The 22,765-nt window shown below is 64.5% G+C and carries 20 protein-coding genes and 1 pseudogene; 15 read left to right on the top strand and 6 right to left on the bottom strand.

Annotated features, from left to right (window positions below):
• Positions 1 to 30: 30 nt before the first annotated feature.
• Positions 31 to 774: an SDR family NAD(P)-dependent oxidoreductase gene (locus tag ACNJYA_RS27575; RefSeq protein WP_212254746.1), complete on the bottom strand. Its 744-nt coding sequence runs from the start codon at positions 772 to 774 to the stop codon at positions 31 to 33.
• A 183-nt stretch (positions 775 to 957) separates the two neighbouring features.
• Between ACNJYA_RS27575 and ACNJYA_RS27570 the strand changes: the two genes are divergently transcribed.
• The 4 genes and pseudogenes from ACNJYA_RS27570 (at position 958) to ACNJYA_RS27555 (ending at position 5,076) form a co-directional block, all read left to right on the top strand.
• Complete coding sequence (locus ACNJYA_RS27570) at positions 958 to 1,728, top strand: methyltransferase domain-containing protein (RefSeq protein ID WP_212254747.1); 771 nt, start codon at positions 958 to 960, stop codon at positions 1,726 to 1,728.
• Positions 1,729 to 1,924: 196 nt separating this feature from the next.
• A complete protein-coding gene (locus ACNJYA_RS27565; RefSeq protein ID WP_439363885.1) occupies positions 1,925 to 2,950 on the top strand; it encodes a DctP family TRAP transporter solute-binding subunit in 1,026 nt (341 codons plus the stop codon).
• Between the two features lie 149 nt (positions 2,951 to 3,099).
• A pseudogene (locus ACNJYA_RS27560) lies at positions 3,100 to 3,528 on the top strand (TRAP transporter small permease); the annotation flags it as partial.
• A 306-nt stretch (positions 3,529 to 3,834) separates the two neighbouring features.
• Entirely contained in the window at positions 3,835 to 5,076 is a 1,242-nt protein-coding gene (locus tag ACNJYA_RS27555; RefSeq protein WP_439367520.1) for a TRAP transporter large permease, read from the top strand.
• Positions 5,077 to 5,268: 192 nt separating this feature from the next.
• Here ACNJYA_RS27555 and ACNJYA_RS27550 read toward each other — a convergent pair whose 3' ends face one another.
• The gene (locus ACNJYA_RS27550) at positions 5,269 to 6,339 is read right to left on the bottom strand and encodes a glycosyltransferase family 4 protein (protein ID WP_172783906.1); all 1,071 of its coding nucleotides are present in this window, start codon (positions 6,337 to 6,339) and stop codon (positions 5,269 to 5,271) included.
• A gap of 275 nt (positions 6,340 to 6,614) precedes the next feature.
• On the opposite strand from ACNJYA_RS27550, the gene ACNJYA_RS27545 reads away from it, so the two are divergent.
• Genes ACNJYA_RS27545 through ACNJYA_RS27530 form a run of 4 tightly spaced genes read left to right on the top strand, consistent with a single transcriptional unit; the run spans position 6,615 to position 12,529 of the window.
• On the top strand, positions 6,615 to 8,378 hold the full coding sequence (locus ACNJYA_RS27545) for an ABC transporter ATP-binding protein (RefSeq protein WP_172783907.1): 1,764 nt from the start codon (positions 6,615 to 6,617) through the stop codon (positions 8,376 to 8,378).
• 57 nt (positions 8,379 to 8,435) lie between these two features.
• The gene (locus tag ACNJYA_RS27540; RefSeq protein ID WP_260382729.1) at positions 8,436 to 10,640 is read left to right on the top strand and encodes an amylo-alpha-1,6-glucosidase; all 2,205 of its coding nucleotides are present in this window, start codon (positions 8,436 to 8,438) and stop codon (positions 10,638 to 10,640) included.
• A gap of 18 nt (positions 10,641 to 10,658) precedes the next feature.
• A complete protein-coding gene (locus ACNJYA_RS27535) occupies positions 10,659 to 11,192 on the top strand; it encodes a PRC-barrel domain-containing protein (RefSeq protein ID WP_439363884.1) in 534 nt (177 codons plus the stop codon).
• Positions 11,193 to 11,215: 23 nt separating this feature from the next.
• Positions 11,216 to 12,529 carry an MFS transporter gene (locus ACNJYA_RS27530; RefSeq protein ID WP_439363883.1) on the top strand — a complete coding sequence of 438 codons (1,314 nt, stop codon included), beginning with the start codon at positions 11,216 to 11,218 and terminating at the stop codon, positions 12,527 to 12,529.
• Between the two features lie 43 nt (positions 12,530 to 12,572).
• Here ACNJYA_RS27530 and ACNJYA_RS27525 read toward each other — a convergent pair whose 3' ends face one another.
• From ACNJYA_RS27525 to fixL, 4 genes are all read right to left on the bottom strand, one after another.
• The gene (locus ACNJYA_RS27525) at positions 12,573 to 13,271 is read right to left on the bottom strand and encodes a helix-turn-helix domain-containing protein (RefSeq protein ID WP_172783911.1); all 699 of its coding nucleotides are present in this window, start codon (positions 13,269 to 13,271) and stop codon (positions 12,573 to 12,575) included.
• A 103-nt stretch (positions 13,272 to 13,374) separates the two neighbouring features.
• Positions 13,375 to 13,791, bottom strand: a complete 417-nt coding sequence (locus tag ACNJYA_RS27520) for a response regulator transcription factor (RefSeq protein WP_439401038.1) — start codon at positions 13,789 to 13,791, stop codon at positions 13,375 to 13,377.
• A 43-nt stretch (positions 13,792 to 13,834) separates the two neighbouring features.
• Complete coding sequence (gene fixJ, locus ACNJYA_RS27515; protein ID WP_172783913.1) at positions 13,835 to 14,452, bottom strand: response regulator FixJ; 618 nt, start codon at positions 14,450 to 14,452, stop codon at positions 13,835 to 13,837.
• Positions 14,453 to 14,455: 3 nt separating this feature from the next.
• Entirely contained in the window at positions 14,456 to 15,973 is a 1,518-nt protein-coding gene (fixL, locus tag ACNJYA_RS27510; protein ID WP_172783914.1) for a sensor protein FixL, read from the bottom strand.
• Positions 15,974 to 16,191: 218 nt separating this feature from the next.
• Between fixL and ACNJYA_RS27505 the strand changes: the two genes are divergently transcribed.
• The 7 genes from ACNJYA_RS27505 (at position 16,192) to ccoG (ending at position 22,762) form a co-directional block, all read left to right on the top strand.
• On the top strand, positions 16,192 to 17,025 hold the full coding sequence (locus ACNJYA_RS27505) for a universal stress protein (RefSeq protein WP_439401037.1): 834 nt from the start codon (positions 16,192 to 16,194) through the stop codon (positions 17,023 to 17,025).
• A 40-nt stretch (positions 17,026 to 17,065) separates the two neighbouring features.
• The gene (locus tag ACNJYA_RS27500) at positions 17,066 to 17,491 is read left to right on the top strand and encodes a CBS domain-containing protein (protein WP_439401036.1); all 426 of its coding nucleotides are present in this window, start codon (positions 17,066 to 17,068) and stop codon (positions 17,489 to 17,491) included.
• A 227-nt stretch (positions 17,492 to 17,718) separates the two neighbouring features.
• The gene (ccoN, locus tag ACNJYA_RS27495; RefSeq protein WP_439401035.1) at positions 17,719 to 19,368 is read left to right on the top strand and encodes a cytochrome-c oxidase, cbb3-type subunit I; all 1,650 of its coding nucleotides are present in this window, start codon (positions 17,719 to 17,721) and stop codon (positions 19,366 to 19,368) included.
• Between the two features lie 12 nt (positions 19,369 to 19,380).
• Positions 19,381 to 20,115: a cytochrome-c oxidase, cbb3-type subunit II gene (gene ccoO / locus ACNJYA_RS27490; RefSeq protein ID WP_172783918.1), complete on the top strand. Its 735-nt coding sequence runs from the start codon at positions 19,381 to 19,383 to the stop codon at positions 20,113 to 20,115.
• Between the two features lie 13 nt (positions 20,116 to 20,128).
• Positions 20,129 to 20,293, top strand: a complete 165-nt coding sequence (locus tag ACNJYA_RS27485; protein WP_172783919.1) for a cbb3-type cytochrome oxidase subunit 3 — start codon at positions 20,129 to 20,131, stop codon at positions 20,291 to 20,293.
• A gap of 6 nt (positions 20,294 to 20,299) precedes the next feature.
• The gene (ccoP, locus tag ACNJYA_RS27480) at positions 20,300 to 21,175 is read left to right on the top strand and encodes a cytochrome-c oxidase, cbb3-type subunit III (protein WP_172783920.1); all 876 of its coding nucleotides are present in this window, start codon (positions 20,300 to 20,302) and stop codon (positions 21,173 to 21,175) included.
• Between the two features lie 120 nt (positions 21,176 to 21,295).
• Entirely contained in the window at positions 21,296 to 22,762 is a 1,467-nt protein-coding gene (gene ccoG / locus ACNJYA_RS27475) for a cytochrome c oxidase accessory protein CcoG (RefSeq protein WP_439363881.1), read from the top strand.
• The last annotated feature ends 3 nt before the right edge of the window (positions 22,763 to 22,765 follow it).

Below are 22,765 nucleotides of genomic sequence, written 5' to 3'. Positions count from 1 at the left end.
GCTTGGGACGTGCATGAAGAGCGTGCGGTCCTAGAACTGATACCGCCGCAGTCCTCCATCCACCGGGATCACCGTGCCCGTGATGTACCGCGCCACCGGCGAGGCCAGGAACACCGCGAGTGCGGCCAGATCTTCCGGCTCGCCCCAATAGCCGACCGGGATCTCCTCCTCGGCAAAGCGCTCGCGGTAATCCGGCGGGTAGTTGCGGCGGATCTGCTCGCTCATGATGCGGCCGGGCGGGATGCAGTTGATGGTGATGCCGTGCTTGCCGATCTCGCGCGAGAGCCCCTTGGCCCAGGCGTGCACGGCGGCTTTGGCGGCGAAAGCGGCATTGAGGCCCTCCGGCTCCGACTTGCCGGTGATGTTGACGATGCGGCCCCATTTGCGCTCGATCATCTGCGGCAGCAGTGCATGCGCGATGCGGCGGTAGCTGGTGAAGTTGAGCGCGATCGCCTCGTCCCATTTGCTGTCGGGCGCATCGACGGGCAGGGGACGGCTGCCGCCGGCATTGTTGACGAGGATGTCGACATGGCCGAGCTCCTTCACGGCAAAGGCCGCGATGGTCTCGGCGGCGTCCTTGGCCATCACGTCCTGCGCCAACGGGATGATCAACCCGCCGCCGACCTCTTTCACCAGCTCGGCGAGGAGATCGGTGCGGCGCGCCACGCCGATGACACGCACGCCTTCGGCGGCGAGGCCCTTGGCGATGGCGCGGCCGATGCCGATGCTCGCGCCGGTGACGACAGCGGTTTTCGATGTGAGCCCGAGATCCATGGTCGCACGCTCTCTTGGTCGTTGCCTGCTTTTTGCTGTTTGTTTCCTGCCCTGTCCGGCGGGCTTGCGAATTGCCCGACCGGGATGAGCAGTGGTAACCAAGAGGCTTGCCGAAGGACAAGAGTCTTTTTTTAAGGAAAAAAGCCTTGGCGAAGGAAATACGAAAAACAAGGGCGTCGAAGGATGGTCTGGGATCCGCAGCAATATCTGAAGTTCTCCGGCCATCGGCTCCGGCCCGCCGTCGACCTGTTGCTGCGGATACCGGATTTTGCCCCGCGCGCGATCGCCGATCTCGGCGCCGGCGCCGGCAACGTCACCAAATTGATCGGGGAGCGCTGGCCTGAGGCGCGCGTGACCGGTGTCGAGGGCTCGGCCGAGATGGTTGCGGCGGGACGCAAGGCCGCCCCTGACGTGGAATGGTCACATGAAGATCTCGGCCATTGGAGTCCCGCCGGACAGTACGACTTGATCTATTCCAATGCCGCACTGCACTGGCTGCCCAATCACGCAGCACTGTTTCCGTCGCTGATGGAGAAGGTGACGCCAGGAGGCATGCTCGCGGTGCAGATGCCGCGCAATTTCCTCGCGCCTTCGCATGTGCTGATCGGCGAGACCGCGCTCGACGGCCCATGGCGGTCCAAGGTGGAGCATCTCGTCATACCGCCCCCGGTGGAAGGGCCGGCCTTCTATCACGACCTGCTCGCGCCGATGTCGGCGAACATCGACATCTGGGAGACTGAATATCTGCAGGTGCTCGAAGGCGACAACCCCGTGAAGGAATGGACCAAGGGCACTTGGCTGACGCGCTATCTCGACGTTCTGCAAGGCGAGGAGAAAGCCGCGTTCGAAGCCGCCTACGGGATGCGCGTCGCAAAGGCCTATCCGAAGAATGCGGCGGGGCAGACGCTGTTCCCGTTCCGCCGCCTCTTCATGGTCGCGCAGCGCAAGGGCTGATGGCACTCCCGCAATGCGGCATAAGCGATCGTCCCCTTGGACTCGCGCGGGCAGCGGCTTGCGCATCTGGCGGTCGCCACGTTAGCTTGGCTGCGGCAAATTGGGCTTAGGTCTAGTTGTTCGGCTGGCGGATTGCTGCCACTACTGGCCTGAAAAACAAGAAGAACCCGGTTAGAGGTTGTTGGGAGGTACGTTCATGCGCAAGCTGCTTGCCGCGGTCGGCGCCGCGGCTGTTCTCTTCGCTGCTCTCTCGGCTCCTCTCTTGGCTCCCGCCATCGCCCAAGCCCAGGGCCCGATCGTCATCAAGTTCAGCCACGTCGTCGCCAACGACACGCCGAAAGGGAAGGGCACGCTGAAGTTCAAGGAGCTCGCCGAAAAATACACCGACGGCAAGGTCAAGGTCGAAGTCTATCCGAACTCCACGCTCTACAAGGACAAGGAGGAGATCGAGGCGCTCCAGCTCGGCTCGGTGCATATGCTCGCGCCCTCGACCGCGAAATTCGCGCCGCTCGGCATCAAGGAATTCGAGGCGCTCGACCTGCCCTGGCTGTTCAAGGACGACGTGACCTATTCCAACGCGATGAAGGGCACGGTCGGCAAGTGGCTGTTTCAGAAGCTGGAGGCCAAGGGCATCACCGGCCTCGCTTACTGGGACAACGGCTTTCACATGCTCTCCGCCAACCGCCCCTTGCTGAAGCCGACTGATTTCCAGGGGCTTAAATTCCGCATCTCCGGATCGAAGGTCGCAGACCAATATCTCCGTATCATGGGCTCGATCCCGCAGATCATGGCGTTCTCGGAAGTCTACCAGGCGCTGCAGACCGGGGTGGTCGACGGCTGCGAGAACACGGCGTCGAACTATCTGACGCAGAAGTTCTATGAGGTGCAGAAGGACATCACCGTGTCCTATCACGCGCATCTGCAATATGCCGTCATCGTCAACTCGAAATTCTGGTCCGGCCTGCCGCCCGATATCCGAGCGCAGCTGGACAAGGCGATGGCAGAGGCGACCGACTACACCAACTCGATCGCGCGCCAGGAAAACGAGGACGCGCTGGCCGAGATCAAGAAGACCGGCAAGACCAATCTGCATTATCTCACCGAGGCCGACCGCAAGTCCTGGCAGGAGGCGATGCAACCGACTTATAAATGGGCCAAGGGGCGGGTCGGGCAGGAGGTGCTCGATCTCCTCGCCAAGGAACTCGACGTCAAGATGAACTGACGGGCTGCGCCCCAACAACAACACGATCAACGGTCGGGGGTGATCGCGCTCCCGGCCGTTGCGCTTGAAGGATCCAATCCAGGGGGACCAAGTTGCTGCGTGTGCTGAATCGTTTTCTCGATCATCTCGAGGAATGGCTGATCGCGACCATGATCGCGGCTGCTACGTCGCTCATCTTCGTTGCGGTGCTGCACCGTTACGGCGCCGGGCTGTCGATCGACATCGCCAAATGGGCGGAAGCCCGCAACCTCGCCTTCCTCGCAGTGCCCGCGCGCGCGACGTTCGCCTGGCTCGCCGCGCTCGACCTGTCCTGGGCGCAGGAGCTCTGCATCTACATGTTCATCTGGATGGCGAAGTTCGGCGCCGCCTATGGCGTGCGGACCGGCATCCATGTCGGCGTCGACGTGCTGGTCAACATCCTGCCCGGCGGCTCGCGCCGCCGCGTCATCACCTTCGGCCTGCTCTGCGGCGCGCTCTTCACCGCCATCGTCGGCTATTTCGGCGCCGCCTTCGTCAGCCAGATGTGGCAGACCGGCCAGCAATCCAACGATTTGGAAGCGCCGATGTGGATGGTGTATCTCACCATTCCGCTCGGCTCCGGCCTGATGTGCTTCCGCTTCCTGCAGGTCGCCTGGTCGTTCCACCGCACCGGCGAGCTGCCGCATCACGACATGGCGGGCGTCGAGGGTGTCGAGGCGGATCCGGTGCATCCGGCGCCGGTCACGCCCACCCAGGTCGTCCGGGACGAGCGCAGCCCGCTCGGCTGGATCCTGATGCTGCTGCCGGTGCTGATCGTCGCCGTGTGCTTCGCGCATGCGGGCCACATCATCACACTGCCGCAAGGCTTGCGCGTCCTCATCGTGTTCGCGCTGCTGCTCTCCCTGATGCTCACGGGCATGCCGATTTCGATCGCGCTCGGTCTCACCGTGCTCAGCTTCATGTTCACGCTGACCGATGTGCGAACGGAATCGGTTGCGCTGAAGCTGTTCACCGGCATCGAGAATTTCGAGATCATGGCGATCCCGTTTTTCATCCTCGCCGGCAACTTCCTGACCCATGGCGGCGTGGCGCGGCGGATGATCAGCTTCGCGACCTCGCTGGTCGGCCATTGGTACGGCGGCCTCGCGCTCTCGGGCGTGGTCGCCTGCGCGCTGTTTGCCGCGATCTCCGGCTCCTCGCCGGCGACCGTCGTTGCGATCGGATCGGTGATCCTGCCCGCCATGGTCGCGCAAGGCTTTCCGAAGCGGTTCGGCGCGGGCGTGATCACGACTTCGGGGTCGCTCGGCATTCTGATTCCGCCATCAATCCCGATGGTGCTCTACGCCGTCTCCACCAACAGCTCGGTCGGCAAGCTGTTCATCGCCGGCATCGTGCCGGGGCTTGCGCTCGCCACGCTACTCGGCATGACGACGTTCTATCGCGCCTGGCGCAACGACTATCCGCGGATGCCGAAGGCGACGCTGTACGAGCGCTTCGATGCGTTCCGCAAGTCGATCTGGGGCATCCTCCTGATCGTGATCGTGATCGGCGGCATCTACAGCGGCCTGTTCACGCCGACGGAAGCTGCCGCCGTCAGCGCGGTCTACGCCTTCATCGTGGCGGTGTTCATCTACAAGGATCTGAAGCTGCGCGACGTGCCGCGCGTGCTGCTGTCATCGGCCAACCTCTCGGCGATGCTGCTCTACATCATCACCAACGCCGTGCTGTTCTCGTTCCTGATGACGTATGAGAACGTGCCGCAGGCGCTGGCGCAATGGATGATCGACCAGGGCCTGGGCTGGATCGGCTTCCTATTGCTCGTCAACCTGCTGCTGCTGCTGGCAGGCAACGTGATGGAGCCGTCCTCGATCATCCTGATCATGGCGCCGATCCTGTTTCCGGTCGCGGTCAAGCTCGGCATCGACCCGATTCATTTCGGCATCCTGATGACGGTCAACATGGAGGTCGGCCTCTGCCATCCGCCCGTCGGCCTCAATCTCTACGTCGCCTCGGGCATCGCCAAGATGGGGATCACCGAGCTCACGGTCGCAGTGTGGCCGTGGCTGCTGACGATGCTGGGCTTCCTCGTGGTGGTGACCTATTGGCCCGGCCTGTCGCTGTGGCTGCCGCGGCTATTGGGGATGTAGCGAGGCGAGCGATAGGGCGCTCGTGCCCCGTTCTTTCTCTCATCTCTCTCCGCACACTCGCTGTCATCGCCCGGCGAAGACCGGGCGATCCAGTATCCCAGAGACGGTCGCGATGGAGCCGAGACGCCGCGGCGTACTGGATGCCCCGGTCGAGCCGGGGCATGACACTGTGCCTTGAGGTGAGAGCAGCCCCTACTCCGCGCTGCTCACCAGCTTGATCCGCGGCGCCTTGGCCTCGGTCAGGCTGCGATAGGCGGCGAGATAGTCGAGGGCCATGCGCCGCGCGGTGAAGCGCGTCTCGAACTGCTTGCGGATCGCGGTGCGGTCGAGCTGCGAAAGCCGGTTCACCACGCCTGCGGCGCTGATGACATCCTCGACGATGAAGCCGGTGAGGCCCTCGTCGATGATCTCCGGCACCGAGCCGCGGTTGAAGGCGACGACGGGTGTTCCGCACGCCATGGCTTCGATCATGACGAGGCCGAACGGCTCCGGCCAGTCGATTGGCAGCAAGAGGCCGAGCGCGCCGCTCAGGAAATCCGATTTCTCGTGATCGCTGATCTCGCCGATGAACTCCACCAGCGGATTGTTCTCGATCATCGGCCGGATCAGCTCGTCGTAATAATCCTGGTCGGCACGATCGACCTTGGCCGCGATCTTGAGCGGAATGCCGCAATGGGTCGCGATCTTGATGGCGCGGTCGACGCCCTTCTCGGGTGCGATGCGGCCGAGCACGGCGAGATATTCCTGTTTCGCCGGCTTCGGCGTCAGCAGCTTCTCCGGCAGGCCGTGGTGAATCGTCGTCACCCAGTTCGCCTGCGGCACCGGCCGCCGCTGCGCGTTGGAGATCGATATGACCGGCATCTTGGAGAAGGTGTTGAAGACCGGCTGATGCTCGGGAAGATCGAGCCGGCCGTGCAGCGTGGTCACGAACGGGGTCGGCTGGCGGTGGAACAACGACCAGGGATAATAGTCGAGGTGAAAGTGGAGGAAGTCGAACTCCTCGTCGTCACATTTCTGCCGCACCCGCTCCAGCAGCACCATGTGCAGCGCATTGGGATCGCGCACGGAACCGTCGAGCCGTAGCGCCCGCGGCCATAATGCATCGAGCTTGGCAGATGTTTGCGAGTCGCCACTGGCGAAAAGCGTCACGTCATGTCCCAGGGCCACCAGCTCTTCCGTCAACCAATGCACCACCCGCTCGGTGCCGCCATACAGCTTGGGTGGAACAGCCTCCGTCAACGGAGCTACCTGCGCGATGCGCATCTCACCATCTCCTCTGCGATCATGAATGTTGAAACCCCCACCTTTTACGGCACCGGCAATGCCAGACGAGGGAACGTTCCCGCACCTGCGAAGTTCCTTCTCCCAAACGTTACATATTCGACACGTCGGGGGACCGTCGCGATGCTGCCACCACATCTTCGCAGATCGTCCGCATCCGCATGTCGTGATGGCGTTGCCCGGGAACCGGGGCGAAGCGGTCGATGTTCACTCGACCAGTAACGAAACGAAAATCAGCATAACGGGGCGATAGCCATATGGATCAGCTTTCTGGATACGCGCGCAGGCCATTTGCCTTTGTCTTGCGCTATCTCCGGCGTCGTCTCGCGTCGCATTTGGTGATCCTGGCCGCGGTCGTGGGGGCCGTTGCCTGCTCCGTAGGCACTCAATATGGCGTCAAGGCTTTGGTCGATGCCTTGTCCGCCGGGCCCTCGCATGGCGGCGGCGTATGGCTGGCATTCATTCTGCTCATGTCACTGATCGCCGCCGACAACTTCCTGTGGCGGATCGCGAGCTGGACGGCGAGCTTCACCTTTGTCCGGGTCACGGGCGATTTACGGCGCGACATCTTTCGTCATCTGACCGGGCACGCGCCGAGCTATTTCTCGGATCGCATGCCCGGCATGCTGACGAGCCGCATCACGGCGACGTCGAACGCGGTGTTCACCGTCGAGAACATGTTCGTCTGGAATGTGTTGCCGCCGTGCATTGCCACAATTGCGGCAATCTTGCTGATTGGAACCGTCAGTCCCTATATGGCGCTCGGCTTGATCCTGATCGCCGGCGGCATGGTGGCTGCGATGTTTCGTCTGGCCGCGGCCGGCAAGCCCCTGCATGACGATTTCGCCGACAAGGCCGCGGTGGTCGACGGCGAGATGATCGACGTCATCAGCAACATGCCGCTGGTGCGCGCCTTCTGCGGCATCAGCCACGAGCATGAGCGGTTCGACGCGACGGTGAACCAGGAGCTGACCGCGCGAAGCCGCAGCCTGCGCTATCTGGAGAAGCTGCGGCTGCTGCATGCCGCCATCACCGTGCTATTGACCATTGCGCTGATGGCCTGGGCCATCTCGCTCTGGCAGAAGGGCGAAGCGACGACCGGCGACGTCGTGCTGGTCTGTACGCTTGGCATCTCCATCCTGAGCGCCACGCGCGATCTCGCGGTGGCGCTGGTCGACGTCACCCAGCACGTCGCGCGTCTGACCGAGGCGATCGCCACGCTGCTGGTGCCGCACGGGCTCCGCGACCATCCCGAGGCCGAGCCCCTGGTGAAGAGCGGCGCGGCCATCGCGTACAACAACGTCACCTTCGGCTATCCCGGCGGCGACAAGATCTTCGAGCGCTTCAGCCTGCGCCTGCAGCCCGGCCAGCGCGTCGGACTGGTCGGCCAGTCCGGTGGCGGCAAGTCGACGCTGTTCACACTGCTGCAGCGCTTCTACGACGTCGATGAGGGCAACATCACCATCGACGGCCAGGACATCGCGAAGGTGACGCAGCTGAGCCTGCGCGAGGCGATTTCCGTCGTGCCGCAGGACATTTCCCTGTTTCATCGGTCGATCCGCGAGAACATCCGCTACGGCCGGCCGAACGCGACCGACGACGAGGTGCTGCGCGCGGCGATCGCGGCGCGCTGCGACTTCGTCGAGAGCCTGCCCGAGGGTCTCGACACCATGGTGGGCGACCGCGGCGTCAAGATGTCGGGCGGCCAGCGCCAGCGCATCGCCATCGCGCGCGCCTTCCTGAAGGATGCGCCGATCCTGCTGCTGGACGAGGCGACCGCCGCGCTCGACAGCGAATCCGAGGAGGCGATCCGCGAGGCGCTGTCGCGCCTGATGCGCGGCCGCACCGTGATCGCGATCGCCCATCGACTCGCGACGCTGCGCAATTTCGACCGTGTGGTGGTGCTGAGGAATGGTAAGATCATCGAGGACGGCTCGCCCGAGCGTCTGATGCAGGGTCACGGGCCGTATCGTGAGCTGGTCACGCAGGAAATGAGCCGGCTCGCGCAAGCTGCCGCGTAACCAACAGTCGCGTTCTCGAGTCGGTCGCGTTTCGAAACAAGCGCAGGGGAGCAGCTCATGTCGGCCGAAGCCGTAACCAAGTTCGTCTCCGTGACGCGGACCCCGGAACAGGTCGCGGAACAGCCCTTCTACATTCCGATGACCGGGCCCTCGGCCCGGCCGCGGCGTTCGCTCAAGCACGACGACACGTTCATCGTGCTCGACAGCCACGGCGACATCGGCGCGTCCGCCGGCGGGCCAGACGGGCTGTTCCATCACGACACGCGCTACCTCGCGCGGCTCGAGCTGGTGCTCGACGATCTCCAGCCATTGCTGCTCGGCTCCAATCTGCGCGACGACAATTCGGCGTTGACCGTCGACCTCACCAATCCGGACATCTATCGGCAGGGCAACCTCGTTCTGCAAAAGGACCTCTTGCACGTCGTGCGCACGATCTTCCTGTGGCGCGGCACCGCCTACCAACGCATCGGGGTGCAGAACCACGGCGACCGGCGCACCAGCTTCAACCTGACGCTGCTGTTCGGCAACGACTTCGCCGATCTGTTCGAAGTCCGTGGCGAGCGGCGACCGCGCCGCGGGATCGGAACGAGCCGGCTGCTCGGGCCGACCGACGTGCTGTTCGAATATCGCGGTCTCGACGACACCGAGCGGACCACCGGGCTGCATTTCGATCCGCGTCCGACGCGGCTCTCGGTCGATGCCGCAACCTGGGAGCTCGACCTGGAGCCGCACCAGGCCAAATCGCTGTTCGTCGCCGTATCCTGCAACCGGCCGGTGACGGAAAAGCCGGTGCGGTTCTTCCCGGGTCTGCTGGCGCACCGCCGCGAGATGCGGCTTCAGACGGCCGGGGCCGCCAGCATCGAGACCTCCAACAACATCTTCAACGAGGTGCTGTGCCAGGCCATGGCCGACCTCAACATGCTGATGACCGAGACGCCGCAGGGCCGTTATCCCTATGCCGGCATTCCCTGGTACTCGACCACGTTCGGGCGCGACGGCCTCATCACCGCGCTGCAGATGCTCTGGGTCGATCCGCGCATTGCCAAGGGCGTCCTGCGCCGACTCGCGCATTTCCAGGCCACGGCCGTCGATCCGCTCGCCGACGCCGCGCCCGGCAAGATCCTGCACGAGATGCGCGGCGGCGAGATGGCCGCGCTCGGAGAGGTGCCGTTCGCGCATTATTACGGCAGCGTCGATTCGACCGCGCTGTTCGTGCTGCTCGCAGGCAGCTATTTCGAGCGCACCGGCGACGAGGCCACGTTGATCGAACTGTGGCCCGCGATCGAGGCGGGGCTGGCCTGGATCGACGGTCCGGGCGATCCCGACCAGGACGGCTTCGTCGAATACCAGCGCGCGACCGAGAAGGGGCTGGCGAACCAGGGCTGGAAGGATTCTTACGATGCGATCTTCCATGCCGACGGCCAGCTTGCCGAGGGCAATATCGCGCTTGCGGAGGTGCAGGGCTACGTCTTTGCCGCCAAGCAGCTCGCCGCGCGTTGCGCGCTGCGGCTCGGCAAGCCGGACCGCGTGCGCAAGCTCGAGGCCGAAGCCAAGGCACTCGCCGAGCGCTTCGAGCAGGCGTTCTGGTGCGAGGAGCTCGGCACTTATGCGCTCGCGCTCGACGGCAAGAAGCGGCCCTGCACGGTCAGGACCTCGAATGCCGGGCAGGTCCTGTTCAGCGGCATGGTTCGCGAGGACCGCGCGCGTCTCGTCGCCGCCGATCTGATGCGGCCGCATTTCTTCTCGGGCTGGGGCATCCGCACCGTCGCGCAAGGCGAGGTGCGCTACAATCCGATGTCCTATCATGACGGATCGATCTGGCCGCACGACAATGCGTTGATCGCGCTGGGGCTGGCGCGCTACGGCCTCAAGCATACGGTGGCGCATGTCTTCAAGGGTCTGTTCGACGCCGCGACCTACATGGACCTGCGGCGGTTGCCCGAATTGTTCTGCGGCTTCCGGCGCGAGAAACGGCGCGGGCCGACGCTCTATCCGGTCGCCTGCGCGCCGCAGGCCTGGGCCAGCGCGACGCCGTTCACGCTGCTGGAGGCGGCGCTGGGCCTCGAGTTCGACGTCGCGCGCGGCGAGATTCGTCTGCGCAACCCGCATCTGCCGGCGTTCCTCAACGAGGTGATCCTGCACGATCTGCGCCTCGGCGACTCCAGCGTGGACTTACGCGTTAGTCGTCACGGCGACGACGTGGCGCTGGAAGTGTTGCGCACGCGCGGTCAGATTCAGGTCTCGATCGTGCTGGCGCGCTAGCTGCGCAAGGAGGAGGTCATGCGCGCGACCGGATGGTTGGTTCTAAGCGTGGCGATCGTCGCGGGCTTGACGGTCGCCGTATCGCGCGCGGCGGAAGAGCCGGCCGCAGCGCCATCTTCACCTCCGACCGAAGCAAACGCACCGGCAACGGTACAACCGCCGGCTTCCGTCGTGCCCGTCACGCCCAAGGACGCCGCGCCGCCGCCATCGGTGACCATCATCGGCGCGAGCGAGGCCCACGGTGTGCTCGGCCGCGACGTTCGCAGCGCCGCCGGCGAGGACATGGGCCGCATCGTCGACGTCATCGTCGACCGCACCGGTCATGTCCGCGCTGCGGCGATCGATTTCGGCGGCTTCCTCGGCGTCGGCAGCCGCAAGATCGTCGTGGACTGGAACGCGCTGCGCTTCGGCAAGATCGCCAACAAGAAGGACAGCATCATCCTGGAATTGACCAAGGCGCAGGTCGCGGCCGCACCGGAATACAAGGAGGACACGCCGATCGTCGTGCTCGGCGCGTCCGGCAGCCTTCAGCCGCTGCAAGCGATTCAGTGAGGTGCAGGGAGGGCTGACCGCCCGTGCTGTTGTCGAGGAAGCCGAACCATGCAGATCGCGGCGGCGGCGTCGAGCAGGACAACGTCGCGGTGCACACGGCTGCGGGCATTCCGGCGCCGTCGCGCCAGAGCCTGCGTGGCCTCGACTGGTTCATCTTCTTCCTCGCCGACGTGCAGACCGGATTCGGCCCCTTCATCGCGGTCTACCTGACGACGCAGAAATGGACCCAGGTCGAGATCGGGCTCGTGCTGTCGATCGGTGGCATCGTCGCCCTGATCGGCCAGATGCCGGGCGGTGCGATCATCGATGCCGCGAAGTCGGAGCGCCTCGTCGCCGCCCTCGCGATCGCGGCCATCGGCGCCTGCGCGCTGGCCTATGCGGCGATGCCGATTTTCCCCGTCGTGGTCACCGCCGCCACGTTGCATGCGATGGCGAGCTGCGTGCTCGGGCCCGCGATCGCGGCGATCAGCCTCGGCCTCGTCGGCCCGCTCGCGATCGGCGAGCGGCTCGGCCGCAACGCGCGCTTCGCCTCGCTCGGCAACGGCGTCGCGGCGGCGGTGATGGGCACCGCGGGCTATCTGTTGTCGAGCCGCTCGGTGTTCCTGGTCACCTTCCTGCTCGCGATCCCGACCCTGATCGCACTGTCGCGCATCCGCGAGAACGAGGTCGACATCAGGCGCTGTCACGGCGAGATGCCGCCTGAAGCCGCCGATCGCGGCGACCCCAATATCTGGCACCTGATCCGGCAGCGCCCGCTGATCGTGTTCGCGCTCAGCGTGCTGCTGCTGCAGCTGGCGAATGCCGCGATGATGCCGCTGATGGCGAGCGCGGTGACGGCGCGGTCGAGCCAATGGGCGACCGTGCTCGTCGCCTTTTGCATCGTCGTTCCGCAAGCGATCGTGGCGCTGGTGTCGCCGACGGTCGGGCGCAAGGCGCAAGCATGGGGCCGCCGGCCCCTGCTGCTGATCGGATTCGGCGCACTGGCGATCCGCGGCCTGTTGTTTGCGACCGTGCGCGATCCGTATCTGTTGGTGCTGGTGCAGGTGTTCGACGGCATTACCGCCGCGGTATTCGCGGTGATGATCCCGCTGATCGTCGCCGACGTCGCGTTCGGCAGCGGGCATTTCAATCTGGCGCAGGGGATCGTCGGTACCGCGATGGGCATCGGCGCGTCGCTGAGCACGGTGCTTGGCGGCTACGTCAGCGACAAGTTCGGCAATGCCACCGCGTTCATCGGGCTGTCCGGCGTCGCCGCAGCGGGACTGCTGCTGATCCTCTTTGTGATGCCGGAGACGCGGCGCACGGGTCTGGTCGCCGCGAAAGAAATGGCCGGCTGAACGAGTTCAGCCGGCCAAAGTGGTTGGGGAGGTAGATTAAGGATCAGGCGTCGAGATTGTGCAGGCGCTGGCGGTTGCGCAGCACGATCTGGCGGGCGCCGGAGAAACCGAGGATGCCCTGAGCGTGAAGCTGCGACAGCGCGCGCGACACGGTCTCCAGCGTGAGGCCGAGATAGTCGCCGATGTCGCGGCGGCACATCGGCAGCGCCATCATGCCGGCAACGGCGAGGCGGCGATCCATTTCGAGCAGGAAGGTCGCAACGCGCTCCATGGCGGTCTTGCGGCCCAGCAGCAGCATGTGGTCCTCGGCATGGCGAAGCTCGCCGGCGGTCATGGCCCAGAGCTTGCGGGCGACCTGCACGTCGGTGCCGGCGGCCTTTTCGAGGCTCGCGCGCTTCACGAGGCGAACGGTGGTGTCGATGATGGCTTCTGCGGCGAGGCGGTGCGTGGGACCGGATTCGAGGCCGAACACGTCGCCGGGAAGATGGAAGGCGCCGATCTGGCGGCGGCCGTCGGAGAGAAGCTTGTAGCTGCGCACCGCGCCGGTGACGACCTGGTAGACATATTCGGCCGCCTCGTCCTCGCCATAGATCTCCTCGTCCTTGCCGTAGGAGAACTCGGTGGCGACCAGGCCGACATGGCCGGCGATGGCGCCGAACTGGTCGGTAACGGGGTGGGCAGGAGCAATCTTGCCACCCACTTGGGTGTTGATCGCCTGGGTGTTGAGCGTCTGGGTCAGCATCTGCGCCATCTCCGTTGTGATGACGCTTTCCTACGCGGTATCGGGTGCTTCGAAAATTTCGCGAGATATCTTAAGGGGGGTGCCTTACGTAGAATCCCGTAGGTCAGGCGTGGGGGCGGTCCTTGATCGCGTGGCGGATGCATTTGACGAGGTTTTCATCGAGAAGCGGCTTCAAAACCACGTCCTTGATGCCCGCCGTCGCAGCCCGGGCCGAGATGTTCTCGTCGGGATAGCCGGTGATCAGGATCACGGGCGCGTCGCGGTCGGATTTGCGCAGCCGGCCGGTCAGGTCGATGCCATTGATGTCGGGCATCTTGTAGTCGATGACGTAGCAGTCCGGCCCTGGCGCGGCGCCGAGATTGAGCAGCGCCGTGCCGCTCCTGAAGGTTCGCACGGCGAAGCCGTCGGTCTCCAGCAGAAACCGCAGGGATCCCAGGACTGCGGCATCATCGTCGACCACAAAGACGGTTGGCTGTGGGGAGGACGACGGCCGCGCACAATATGGGCTGACCTCAACCATGCTCTCTGGTTAGCACGGCGCCGTGAAGCCGCCTTGACCTGCCTCAATCCTTGAGCATGCCGGCGCGCATCGCCAGGCGAACCAGTTCCGAAAGGCTGCTCGCCTGCATCTTGGTCATGACGTTGGCCCGGTAGACCTCGATCGTCCGCGGGCTGATGTCGTATTCGCGGGCGATCAGCTTGTTGGAGAGGCCCGCGACCAGCCCCTCCATGACCTGGCGCTCGCGCGGGCTCAAGGACGCGACACGGGCAGCGATGTCCTGCGCGACGGCCTCGTTCTTGGCGGCGGGCTCGGCCTGGCGGATCGCCGATTCGATCATGGCGGTGAGACGGTCGTCATCGAACGGCTTTTCCAGGAAGTCGACGGCCCCGAGCTTCATCGCCTCGACCGCCAGCGGCACGTCGCCATGACCGGTCATGATCACGATCGGGAACGGGCTTTGCTGCGCCTTCATCCGCTTCAAGAGCTCGATGCCGTCGAGGCCGGGCATGCGCACGTCGGAGACGATGCAGCCGAAATCGAGGCCGGGCAGGGCTTCGAGAAAGGCGAGCGCGTCGTCGAACAGGGTGACGGCGAAGCCGGCGGAATCCAGCAGGAAGTTCAGCGAGTCCCGCATCGCCGCGTCGTCGTCGATGACGTAGACATGTCCCTTGGTCGTCATGAATCAGCTCTCGTCGGTTGCCGGCAGGGTGAAGCGGAATGTCGCTCCGCCCGCTGCGTTGCTCTCGGCCCACATGCGGCCGCCATGGGCCTCGATGATCGAGCGGCTGATCGAGAGTCCCACGCCCATGCCGGTGTCTTTGGTGGTGAAGAAGGTCTGGAACAGGTTTGGAATGATGTCTTCCCGGAACCCGATGCCGGTGTCGGAGACTTCCACCTCGATCATGCCGTCGGCGACGCGGGTGTTGGCGACGACGAGCTCGCGCCGCTGCGACTGCGCCATGGCCTCGAGCGCGTTGCGGAACAGGTTGACCAGCACCTGCTGAATCTGCACCCGGTCGGCGAGAACGAGGTCGGCGTCGGGATCGAGGCTGAAGCGGAGCTGCACGTTCTGCTCGCGCGCGCCGGCGAGCCCGAGCGCGCCGGCTTCCTCGATCAGCTTGGACAGGCTCTCGACCCGCTTCTCCGATTCTCCGCGGGAGACGAAGTCGCGCAGGCGGCGGATGATCTGGCCGGCGCGCAAGGCCTGCTCCGCGGCGCGGTCCAGCGCGCTTTCGACCTTCGGCATGTTGGGATCGGTGCTGCCGGCGAGGAGGCGCCGCGATCCCTTCATGTAATTGCTGATCGCCGCCAGCGGCTGATTGAGCTCGTGGGCGAGGGCGGAAGCCATCTCGCCCATCGCGGTGAGCCGCGACACGTGCACGAGCTCGGATTGCAGCTCCTGGAGCCGCGCCTGGGTCTGCTGGTGTTCGGTGAGGTCGCGCACGAAGCCGGTGAAATAGGGCTCGCCCGCGCGTTGCGTCTTCCCGACGGACAGGTGCATCGGGAACGTCGTGCCGTCGCGGCGTTTGCCCGTCACGATCCGGCCGATGCCGATGATGTGCGGATCATTGGTCCTGAGATAGCGCGCGAGATAGCTGTCGTGACGCGACTGATCGGGCTCCGGCATGAGAATGCTCACGTTCCGCCCGATGGCTTCCTGCCTGCTGTAGCCGAACAGCCGCTCCGCGGCGCTGCTGAAGAGCTGCATGATGCCGCGTGAATCGATGACGATCATGGCGTCGGGCACCGTTTCGAGAATCGAGCGAAGATGATTCTCCTGGGAGCGCAGCGCCTCCTCGAGCTGCTTCTCCTCGTTGATGTCGAGGAATATCCCGCTGAGGTGACGCGGCGTGCCCGCATCGTCCCGGATCACGCCGGCCCTGGCCCGGATCCATTGACCGTTGCCGGACGCGCCGCCGATCTTGAAGGACAGGTCGAGACCCCCGCCGCCTTCCGAGGCGCGCCCGATCGCTTTCAGGAGATGGTCCCGATCGGCGGGCTGCAAGAGCGAAAGAAAGAGATCGTAGCTGACGGCCTGGTCCGGCTGCAGGCCAAACAGCCGCCTGGCCATGTCCGACCATTCGAGTTCTCGGGTCTGCAGGTCGAGGTCCCAGGTGCCGACGCCGAATCCCTCGATGCGGACCCGGAAATGCTCGCCCCGACCATCGTCTGCCGGATGGGTCACGCGGGTCGGCGCCAAGCTCTGCTCCTATTCTCGGCGGGCCGGCAGGATGCCTTTACCGCTCCGGCAATGTCGCCCAAGGCTTGCCAGGAGGCAAGCGCGGACGTTGAATCCACTGGCGGATTCCCATCGCACGGAGAGCGGGCCACCAGCAGCGTCGAATTTGATCTATCTCAGCCTGTTGCGCGGCAGCAGGTCTAGGATTCGAAAAAATTCTGTAATGCTGGAGATATCCGATGACATACGCGACCGTCATGGTCAGCCTGGCGCTCGATCAGCCCAACGAAGCGCGTCTTCAGGTCGCAGGCGAGCTCGCCGAACGATTCGAGGCGGCCATCATCGGGGTCGCAGCAGCGCAGTTCGCCCCGCCGCTCTATTTCACCGACGGCGCGGAGGCGCAAGCGCTGATCGACGACGGCGAAGCTTCGATCAGGCGGCGGCTCGCCGGCCTCGAAGCGCAATTCCGCGCGGCCGTGAAAAATCGCGGCGGGCATGCGGAGTGGCGCAGCGCCATGGACTATCCGGCGCGCTTCGTCGCGGCGCAGGCGCGTTGCGCCGACATCGTCGTCAGCGGTGGGCAGAGCCCGGCCTTCTCCGACGCTTTCTCGCTGGCGAGCCCCAAGGACCTTGTGATGCAGGCCGGCCGCCCGCTGCTCGTCGCGCCCGACCGGGCCAACTGGCTCGATCTGCGCAACGTGCTGGTGGCGTGGAAGGACACGCCGGAAGCGCGGCGAGCGGTGGCGGGCGCGCTGCCGATGCTGCACAAGGCTAAGGACGTCACCATCGTCGAAATCCCAGAGCGGGGCGACGACCGTTCGGCCGTGATGGCCGGGGTCAGCGACGTTGCCGCCTGGCTCGGCCGTCACGGCGTCACCGCGACGGCGCGGGTCCTGGAGGCCGCAGGAAACGAAACCGCTGCTGCGCGGTTGGAGAAAGTCGCCGCCGACGTCGGCGCCGGCCTGATCGTCGCGGGCGCCTATGGTCATTCGAGATTTCGCGAACTGATCCTCGGAGGCGTCACCCAATATCTGGTGACGCAAACCGCCCGCAGCGTGCTGCTGTCGCACTGACCATCCGGCCGGCCAATTGAGGAATCGAGGAGGACGCGCCGTGTATCAATTTCTTGAACAGACCGTCGACGGCTACATGACGCGCAACGTCAAGACGGTGCAGCGCGGCCTCGACTTGTTCCAGCTCAGCGAGATGTTCGAGACCGACGATTTCAATTCCTATCCCGTCGAAGACGACGGGCAGGTGGTCGGCATCGTCACCAAGTTCGACATCCTGAAGTGCTTCGCCTTCACGCCGAGCCAGATGTTGCCGCGCTACGACGACCTGACGAGCCGCAAGATCGGCGACGTCATGACGCCCGAGTTCATCTATGTGAGCCCCGACACGCGGCTGACACGCGTGCTCCAGATCATGGTCGAGCACCGCATCAGGAGCATCATCGTGCTCGACGGCATAGAGAAGCTGGTCGGCATCATCGCGCGCGAGGACGTCATCGCGGCGCTCAAGGCGACGGCGCGGGAGTGACGTCTGGATCCCTCGGTTCCAACCTCCGTGATTTCACGGAGGTGTCTTTCAAGCGTGCCTACAGAACCAAGCTCTCGCGTGCGATGGCGCTGCGCGCGGGGCGAAAAGGCACTCAGCTGGCGGCACATCGGCTCACATTAACAGAAATCCATCCATCTTGATTTCAATCAATTCCCCGCGAGGGTGGATGTGGTTTCTGGCAGCGTGTTCTTTCAGAGAGAATCCGCATGAGCCAGCCCTCAATCTCAAAATCCATGACCATCGGTGAAAGCGGCTTGGCTGTCGTATTCGCAGTCACCGCTTTCCTCTGCGTGATCGCCTCGGCCAAGGCGCTCGATGCGCCCTTCGCATTCCACGCCGCGCTCAGCGCGGCGGCGAGCGTGGCGGCGGTGTTCGTCATCATCAACCGCTACTTCGAGCGGCCGGCGGCGCTGCCGCCGGCGGAGATCAACGGCCGACCCAACTACAACATGGGGCCGATCAAGTTCTCCGCCTTCATGGCGATGTTCTGGGGCATTGCCGGATTCCTCGTCGGTCTCATCATCGCCTCGCAGCTGGCCTGGCCCGCGCTGAACTTCGATCTGCCGTGGACCAGCTTCGGCCGCCTGCGGCCGCTGCACACCTCCGCCGTGATCTTTGCCTTCGGCGGCAACGTGCTGATCGCGACCTCCTTCTACGTGGTGCAGAAGTCGTGCCGTGCGCGCCTTGCCGGCGACCTCGCGCCGTGGTTCGTCGTGGTGGGCTACAACTTCTTCATTCTGATCGCTGGCACCGGCTATCTGCTCGGCGTCACCCAGTCGAAGGAATATGCCGAGCCGGAATGGTACGCCGACCTGTGGCTGACCATCGTCTGGGTGGTTTATCTGCTGGTCTTCCTCGTCACCGTCGTCAAGCGCAAGGAACCGCACATCTTCGTCGCGAACTGGTTCTATCTCGCTTTCATCGTGACGATCGCGGTGCTGCATCTCGGCAACAATCCCGCGCTGCCCGTCTCCGTGTTCGGCTCCAAGTCCTACATCGCCTGGGGCGGCATTCAGGACGCCATGTTCCAGTGGTGGTACGGGCACAACGCGGTCGGCTTCTTCCTGACCGCCGGCTTCCTGGCGATCATGTATTACTTCATCCCGAAGCGCGCCGAGCGGCCGATCTATTCCTATCGGCTGTCGATCATCCATTTCTGGGCGCTGATCTTCCTCTATATCTGGGCCGGCCCGCACCATCTGCACTACACGGCGCTGCCTGACTGGACGCAGACGCTCGGCATGACCTTCTCGATCATGCTGTGGATGCCCTCCTGGGGCGGCATGATCAACGGCCTGATGACGCTGTCGGGCGCCTGGGACAAGCTGCGTACCGATCCCGTGCTGCGCATGCTCGTCGTCTCCGTCGCCTTCTACGGCATGTCGACCTTCGAAGGCCCGATGATGTCGATCAAGGTGGTCAACTCGCTCAGCCACTACACCGACTGGACCATCGGCCACGTGCATTCCGGCGCGCTCGGCTGGGTCGGCTTCGTCTCCTTCGGCGCGCTCTACTGCCTGGTGCCGTGGGCCTGGAATCGCAAGGGTCTCTACAGCCTCAAGCTCGTCAACTGGCACTTCTGGATCGCCACCCTCGGCATCGTTCTCTACATCTCGGCGATGTGGGTGTCCGGCATCCTGCAGGGCCTGATGTGGCGCGCCTACACCTCGCTCGGCTTCCTCGAATATTCCTTCATCGAGACCGTCGAGGCGATGCATCCCTTCTACATCATCCGCGCCGCAGGCGGCGGCCTGTTCCTGATCGGCTCGCTGATCATGGCCTACAATCTCTGGATGACGGTTCGCGTCGGCGAACAGGAAGTCCAGATGCCCGTCGCTCTTCAGCCGGCGGAATGAGGAGCTCAAGCAATGTCGTTCTGGACACGCCACCAAATCTTCGAAAAGAACTCGATCATCCTGATCGTCGGCATCCTGCTGGTGATCGCGGTCGGTGGTCTCGTCGAGATCACCCCGCTGTTCTACCTCAAGAGCACGATCGAGAAGGTCGACGGGGTCAGGCCCTACACGCCGCTCGAGCTCGCCGGACGTAACGTCTACGTCCGCGAGGGCTGCTATCTCTGCCACTCGCAGATGGTCCGGCCCCTGCGCGACGAGGTCGAGCGCTACGGCCACTTCTCGCTCGCCGCCGAGAGCATGTACGACCACCCGTTCCAGTGGGGCTCCAAGCGCACCGGTCCGGATCTCGCCCGCGTCGGCGCCAAGTATTCCGACGAATGGCACGTCACCCATCTGACCAACCCGCGCGCGATCGTGCCGCAGTCGGTGATGCCCGGCTATCCGTTCCTGAGCAAGGCCGAGGTCGACCCGGATGCGATCGCCGGCGACATGCGCGCGCTCAAGACCGTCGGGGTCCCCTATAGCGACGAACAGGTCGCCAATGCCGCCGCCGACCTGAAGGCCCAGGCAGATCCGGACAATGCCGGCACCGACGCCTTCACCAAGCGCTACGCCAAGGCCGTCGTACGCAATTTCGACGGCAAGACCGGCACGCCGACCGAGATGGACGCGCTCGTCGCGTACCTGCAGATGCTCGGCACGCTGGTCGACTTCAAGATCTACAACGAGAAAGCCAATCTTCGCTGAGAAGGCATGAACGATGAAAGCCATCCTGACCGTCCATAATCTTGCGTCCGATCTCGTGACGACGATCTGGACCCCGGCGTTCGTCGCGATCTTTCTCGCGATCATCGCCTACGCATTTTGGCCCCGTAACAAGGCTGCGTTCGACAAGGCAGCGCACCTGCCCTTGCGGGAGGAGTGAGACATCATGACCGATCATTCTAGCGACATCGATTCCGTCTCGGGCAAGTCCACGACCGGGCACGAGTGGGACGGCATCAAGGAGCTCAACACGCCGCTGCCGCGGTGGTGGGTGATCTGCTTCTACCTCACCATCGTCTGGGCGATCGGCTATTGGATCGTCTATCCGGCCTGGCCGCTGATCCAAAGCAACACCACCGGCCTGTTCGGCTACTCCTCGCGCGCCGACGTCGCCGTCGAGCTCGCCAACCTCGAGAAGATCCGGGGTGACAAGATGGCGGCGCTGGGCACGGCCTCGCTCGTCGATATCGAGAAGGACCCGGCTCTGCTGGCGCTCGCCCGCGCCAAGGGCAAGACCGTGTTCGGCGACAATTGCGCGCCGTGCCACGGTTCCGGCGGTGCCGGCGCCAAGGGTTACCCGAACCTCAACGACGACGACTGGCTGTGGGGCGGCACGCTCGACCAGATCATGCAGACCATCCAGTTCGGCGCGCGTTCCGGCCACACCAAGACCCATGAGGGCCAGATGCTCGCCTTCGGCAAGGACGGCGTGCTGAAGGGCGACGAGATCGTCACGGTCGCCAATTACGTGCGGTCGCTCTCGGGCCTGTCCACCCGCAACGGCTATGACGCCGCCAAGGGCCAGAAGATCTTCGCGGAGAATTGCGCCGCCTGCCACGGCGACGCCGCCAAGGGCAACCAGGAGATGGGCGCACCTGATCTGACCGACAAGATCTGGCTCTACGGCTCCGACGAGGCGAGCCTGATCGAGACCATCAGCCAGGGGCGCGCCGGCGTGATGCCGGCCTGGGAAGGCCGGCTCGATCCCGCCACCATCAAGGCGATGGCGGTCTACGTCCACTCGTTGGGCGGCGGTAAATAGGCCGTTCCGCGACCGACGACTTCCGGCGGGGGCGAAGAAAAGCGCCCCCGTTTGAGCTGGATCAACTGATGCGGCGGTGTCGGGTCTAGGTTTAATCGCACCTCTTGAAAAGTTTTGGCGATGAACAAGACCGTGAACCCGAAAGACCTCACAACGGACGATGACTACGGGCCACTCTACGCAGCCCGCAAGAAGGTCTATCCCCAGAGCGTGTCCGGTACATTCCGCCGGATCAAATGGGGCCTGATGGCGTTCTGCCTCGGCGTCTACTATTTCCTGCCCTTCGTGCGCTGGAATCGCGGTCTCGGCGCGCCGAGCCAGGCGGTGCTGATCGATCTTCCCAACAGCCGCTTCTATTTCTTCTTCATCGAGCTGTGGCCGCAGGAGGTCTATTACTTCACCGGCCTGTTAATCGTCGCCGCGGTGGCACTGTTCCTGATGAACTCCATCGGCGGCCGGATCTGGTGCGGCTATCTCTGTCCGCAGACGGTGTGGACCGACCTGTTCTATGCGGTCGAACGCCTGATCGAGGGCGACCGGCGCGAGCGCATGAAGAAGGATGCCTCGAGCGATCCGATGAAGCTCGAGCGCATCTCCGAAATCGTGCTCAAGCATTCGATCTGGCTCTTGATCGCCTGGTGGACCGGCGGCGCCTGGGTGCTCTACTTCAACGACGCGCCGACCCTGGTGAAGGAGCTCGTCACCTTCCAGGCGCCGATGATCGCCTATACCTGGATCGGCATCCTCACCGCGACGACCTACATCCTCGCCGGCTACATGCGCGAGCAGGTCTGCACCTATATGTGCCCCTGGCCGCGTATCCAGGCCGCGCTCACCGACGAATGGGCGCTCAACGTCACCTATCGCTATGACCGTGGCGAGAAGCGCACCTCGGTGAAGAAGGCCGCCGAGCTGCGCGCGCTCGGCCAGCAGGTCGGCGATTGCGTCGACTGCTACCAGTGCGTGGCGGTCTGCCCGACTGGCATCGACATCCGCAACGGACCGCAGATGGAATGCATCCAGTGCGGGCTCTGCATCGATGCCTGCGACAACGTGATGACCAAGATCGGCCGGCCGAAGCGGCTGATCGGTTACGACAACGACATCAACATCCACCGGCGCCAGGAGGGCAAGGCGCCGATCTACCGGATCGTCCGCGCCCGCACCGTCGTCTACAGCGCGATCATCGCGGCGGTCGGCGGCATCATGATCTATACGCTGGCGACCCGCAGCCTGCTCGACGTCAACGTGCTGCACGACCGCAACCCGGTCGCGGTCAAGCTCAGCGACGGCTCGATCCGCAACGCCTATACGGTGCGGCTCCTGAACAAGAGCGGCTATGACCGCGTCATCGCGATCGACGCCAATGGGCCGGTCAACTCGACCGTTCACGTCGTCGGAGTCGATTCGGTGACGCCGGACCGGCCGATGATCGTGATCCCGCGCGATGCCACGAGCGAGCTGCGGCTCCTCGTCACCGCGCCGGCCGACAACAATCCGGAGAAGTCGATTCCGGTCCACTTCCACGTCACCGACATCGGGCTCGGCGTTGTCGCTTCCGCCACCGACAATTTCGTCTCGCCTTGAGAA

The organism is Bradyrhizobium sp. BLXBL-01 (assembly GCF_051853025.1).
In the GTDB taxonomy this organism is placed as follows: domain Bacteria; phylum Pseudomonadota; class Alphaproteobacteria; order Rhizobiales; family Xanthobacteraceae; genus Bradyrhizobium.
This window is presented reverse-complemented; position numbering and strand designations above follow the sequence as displayed.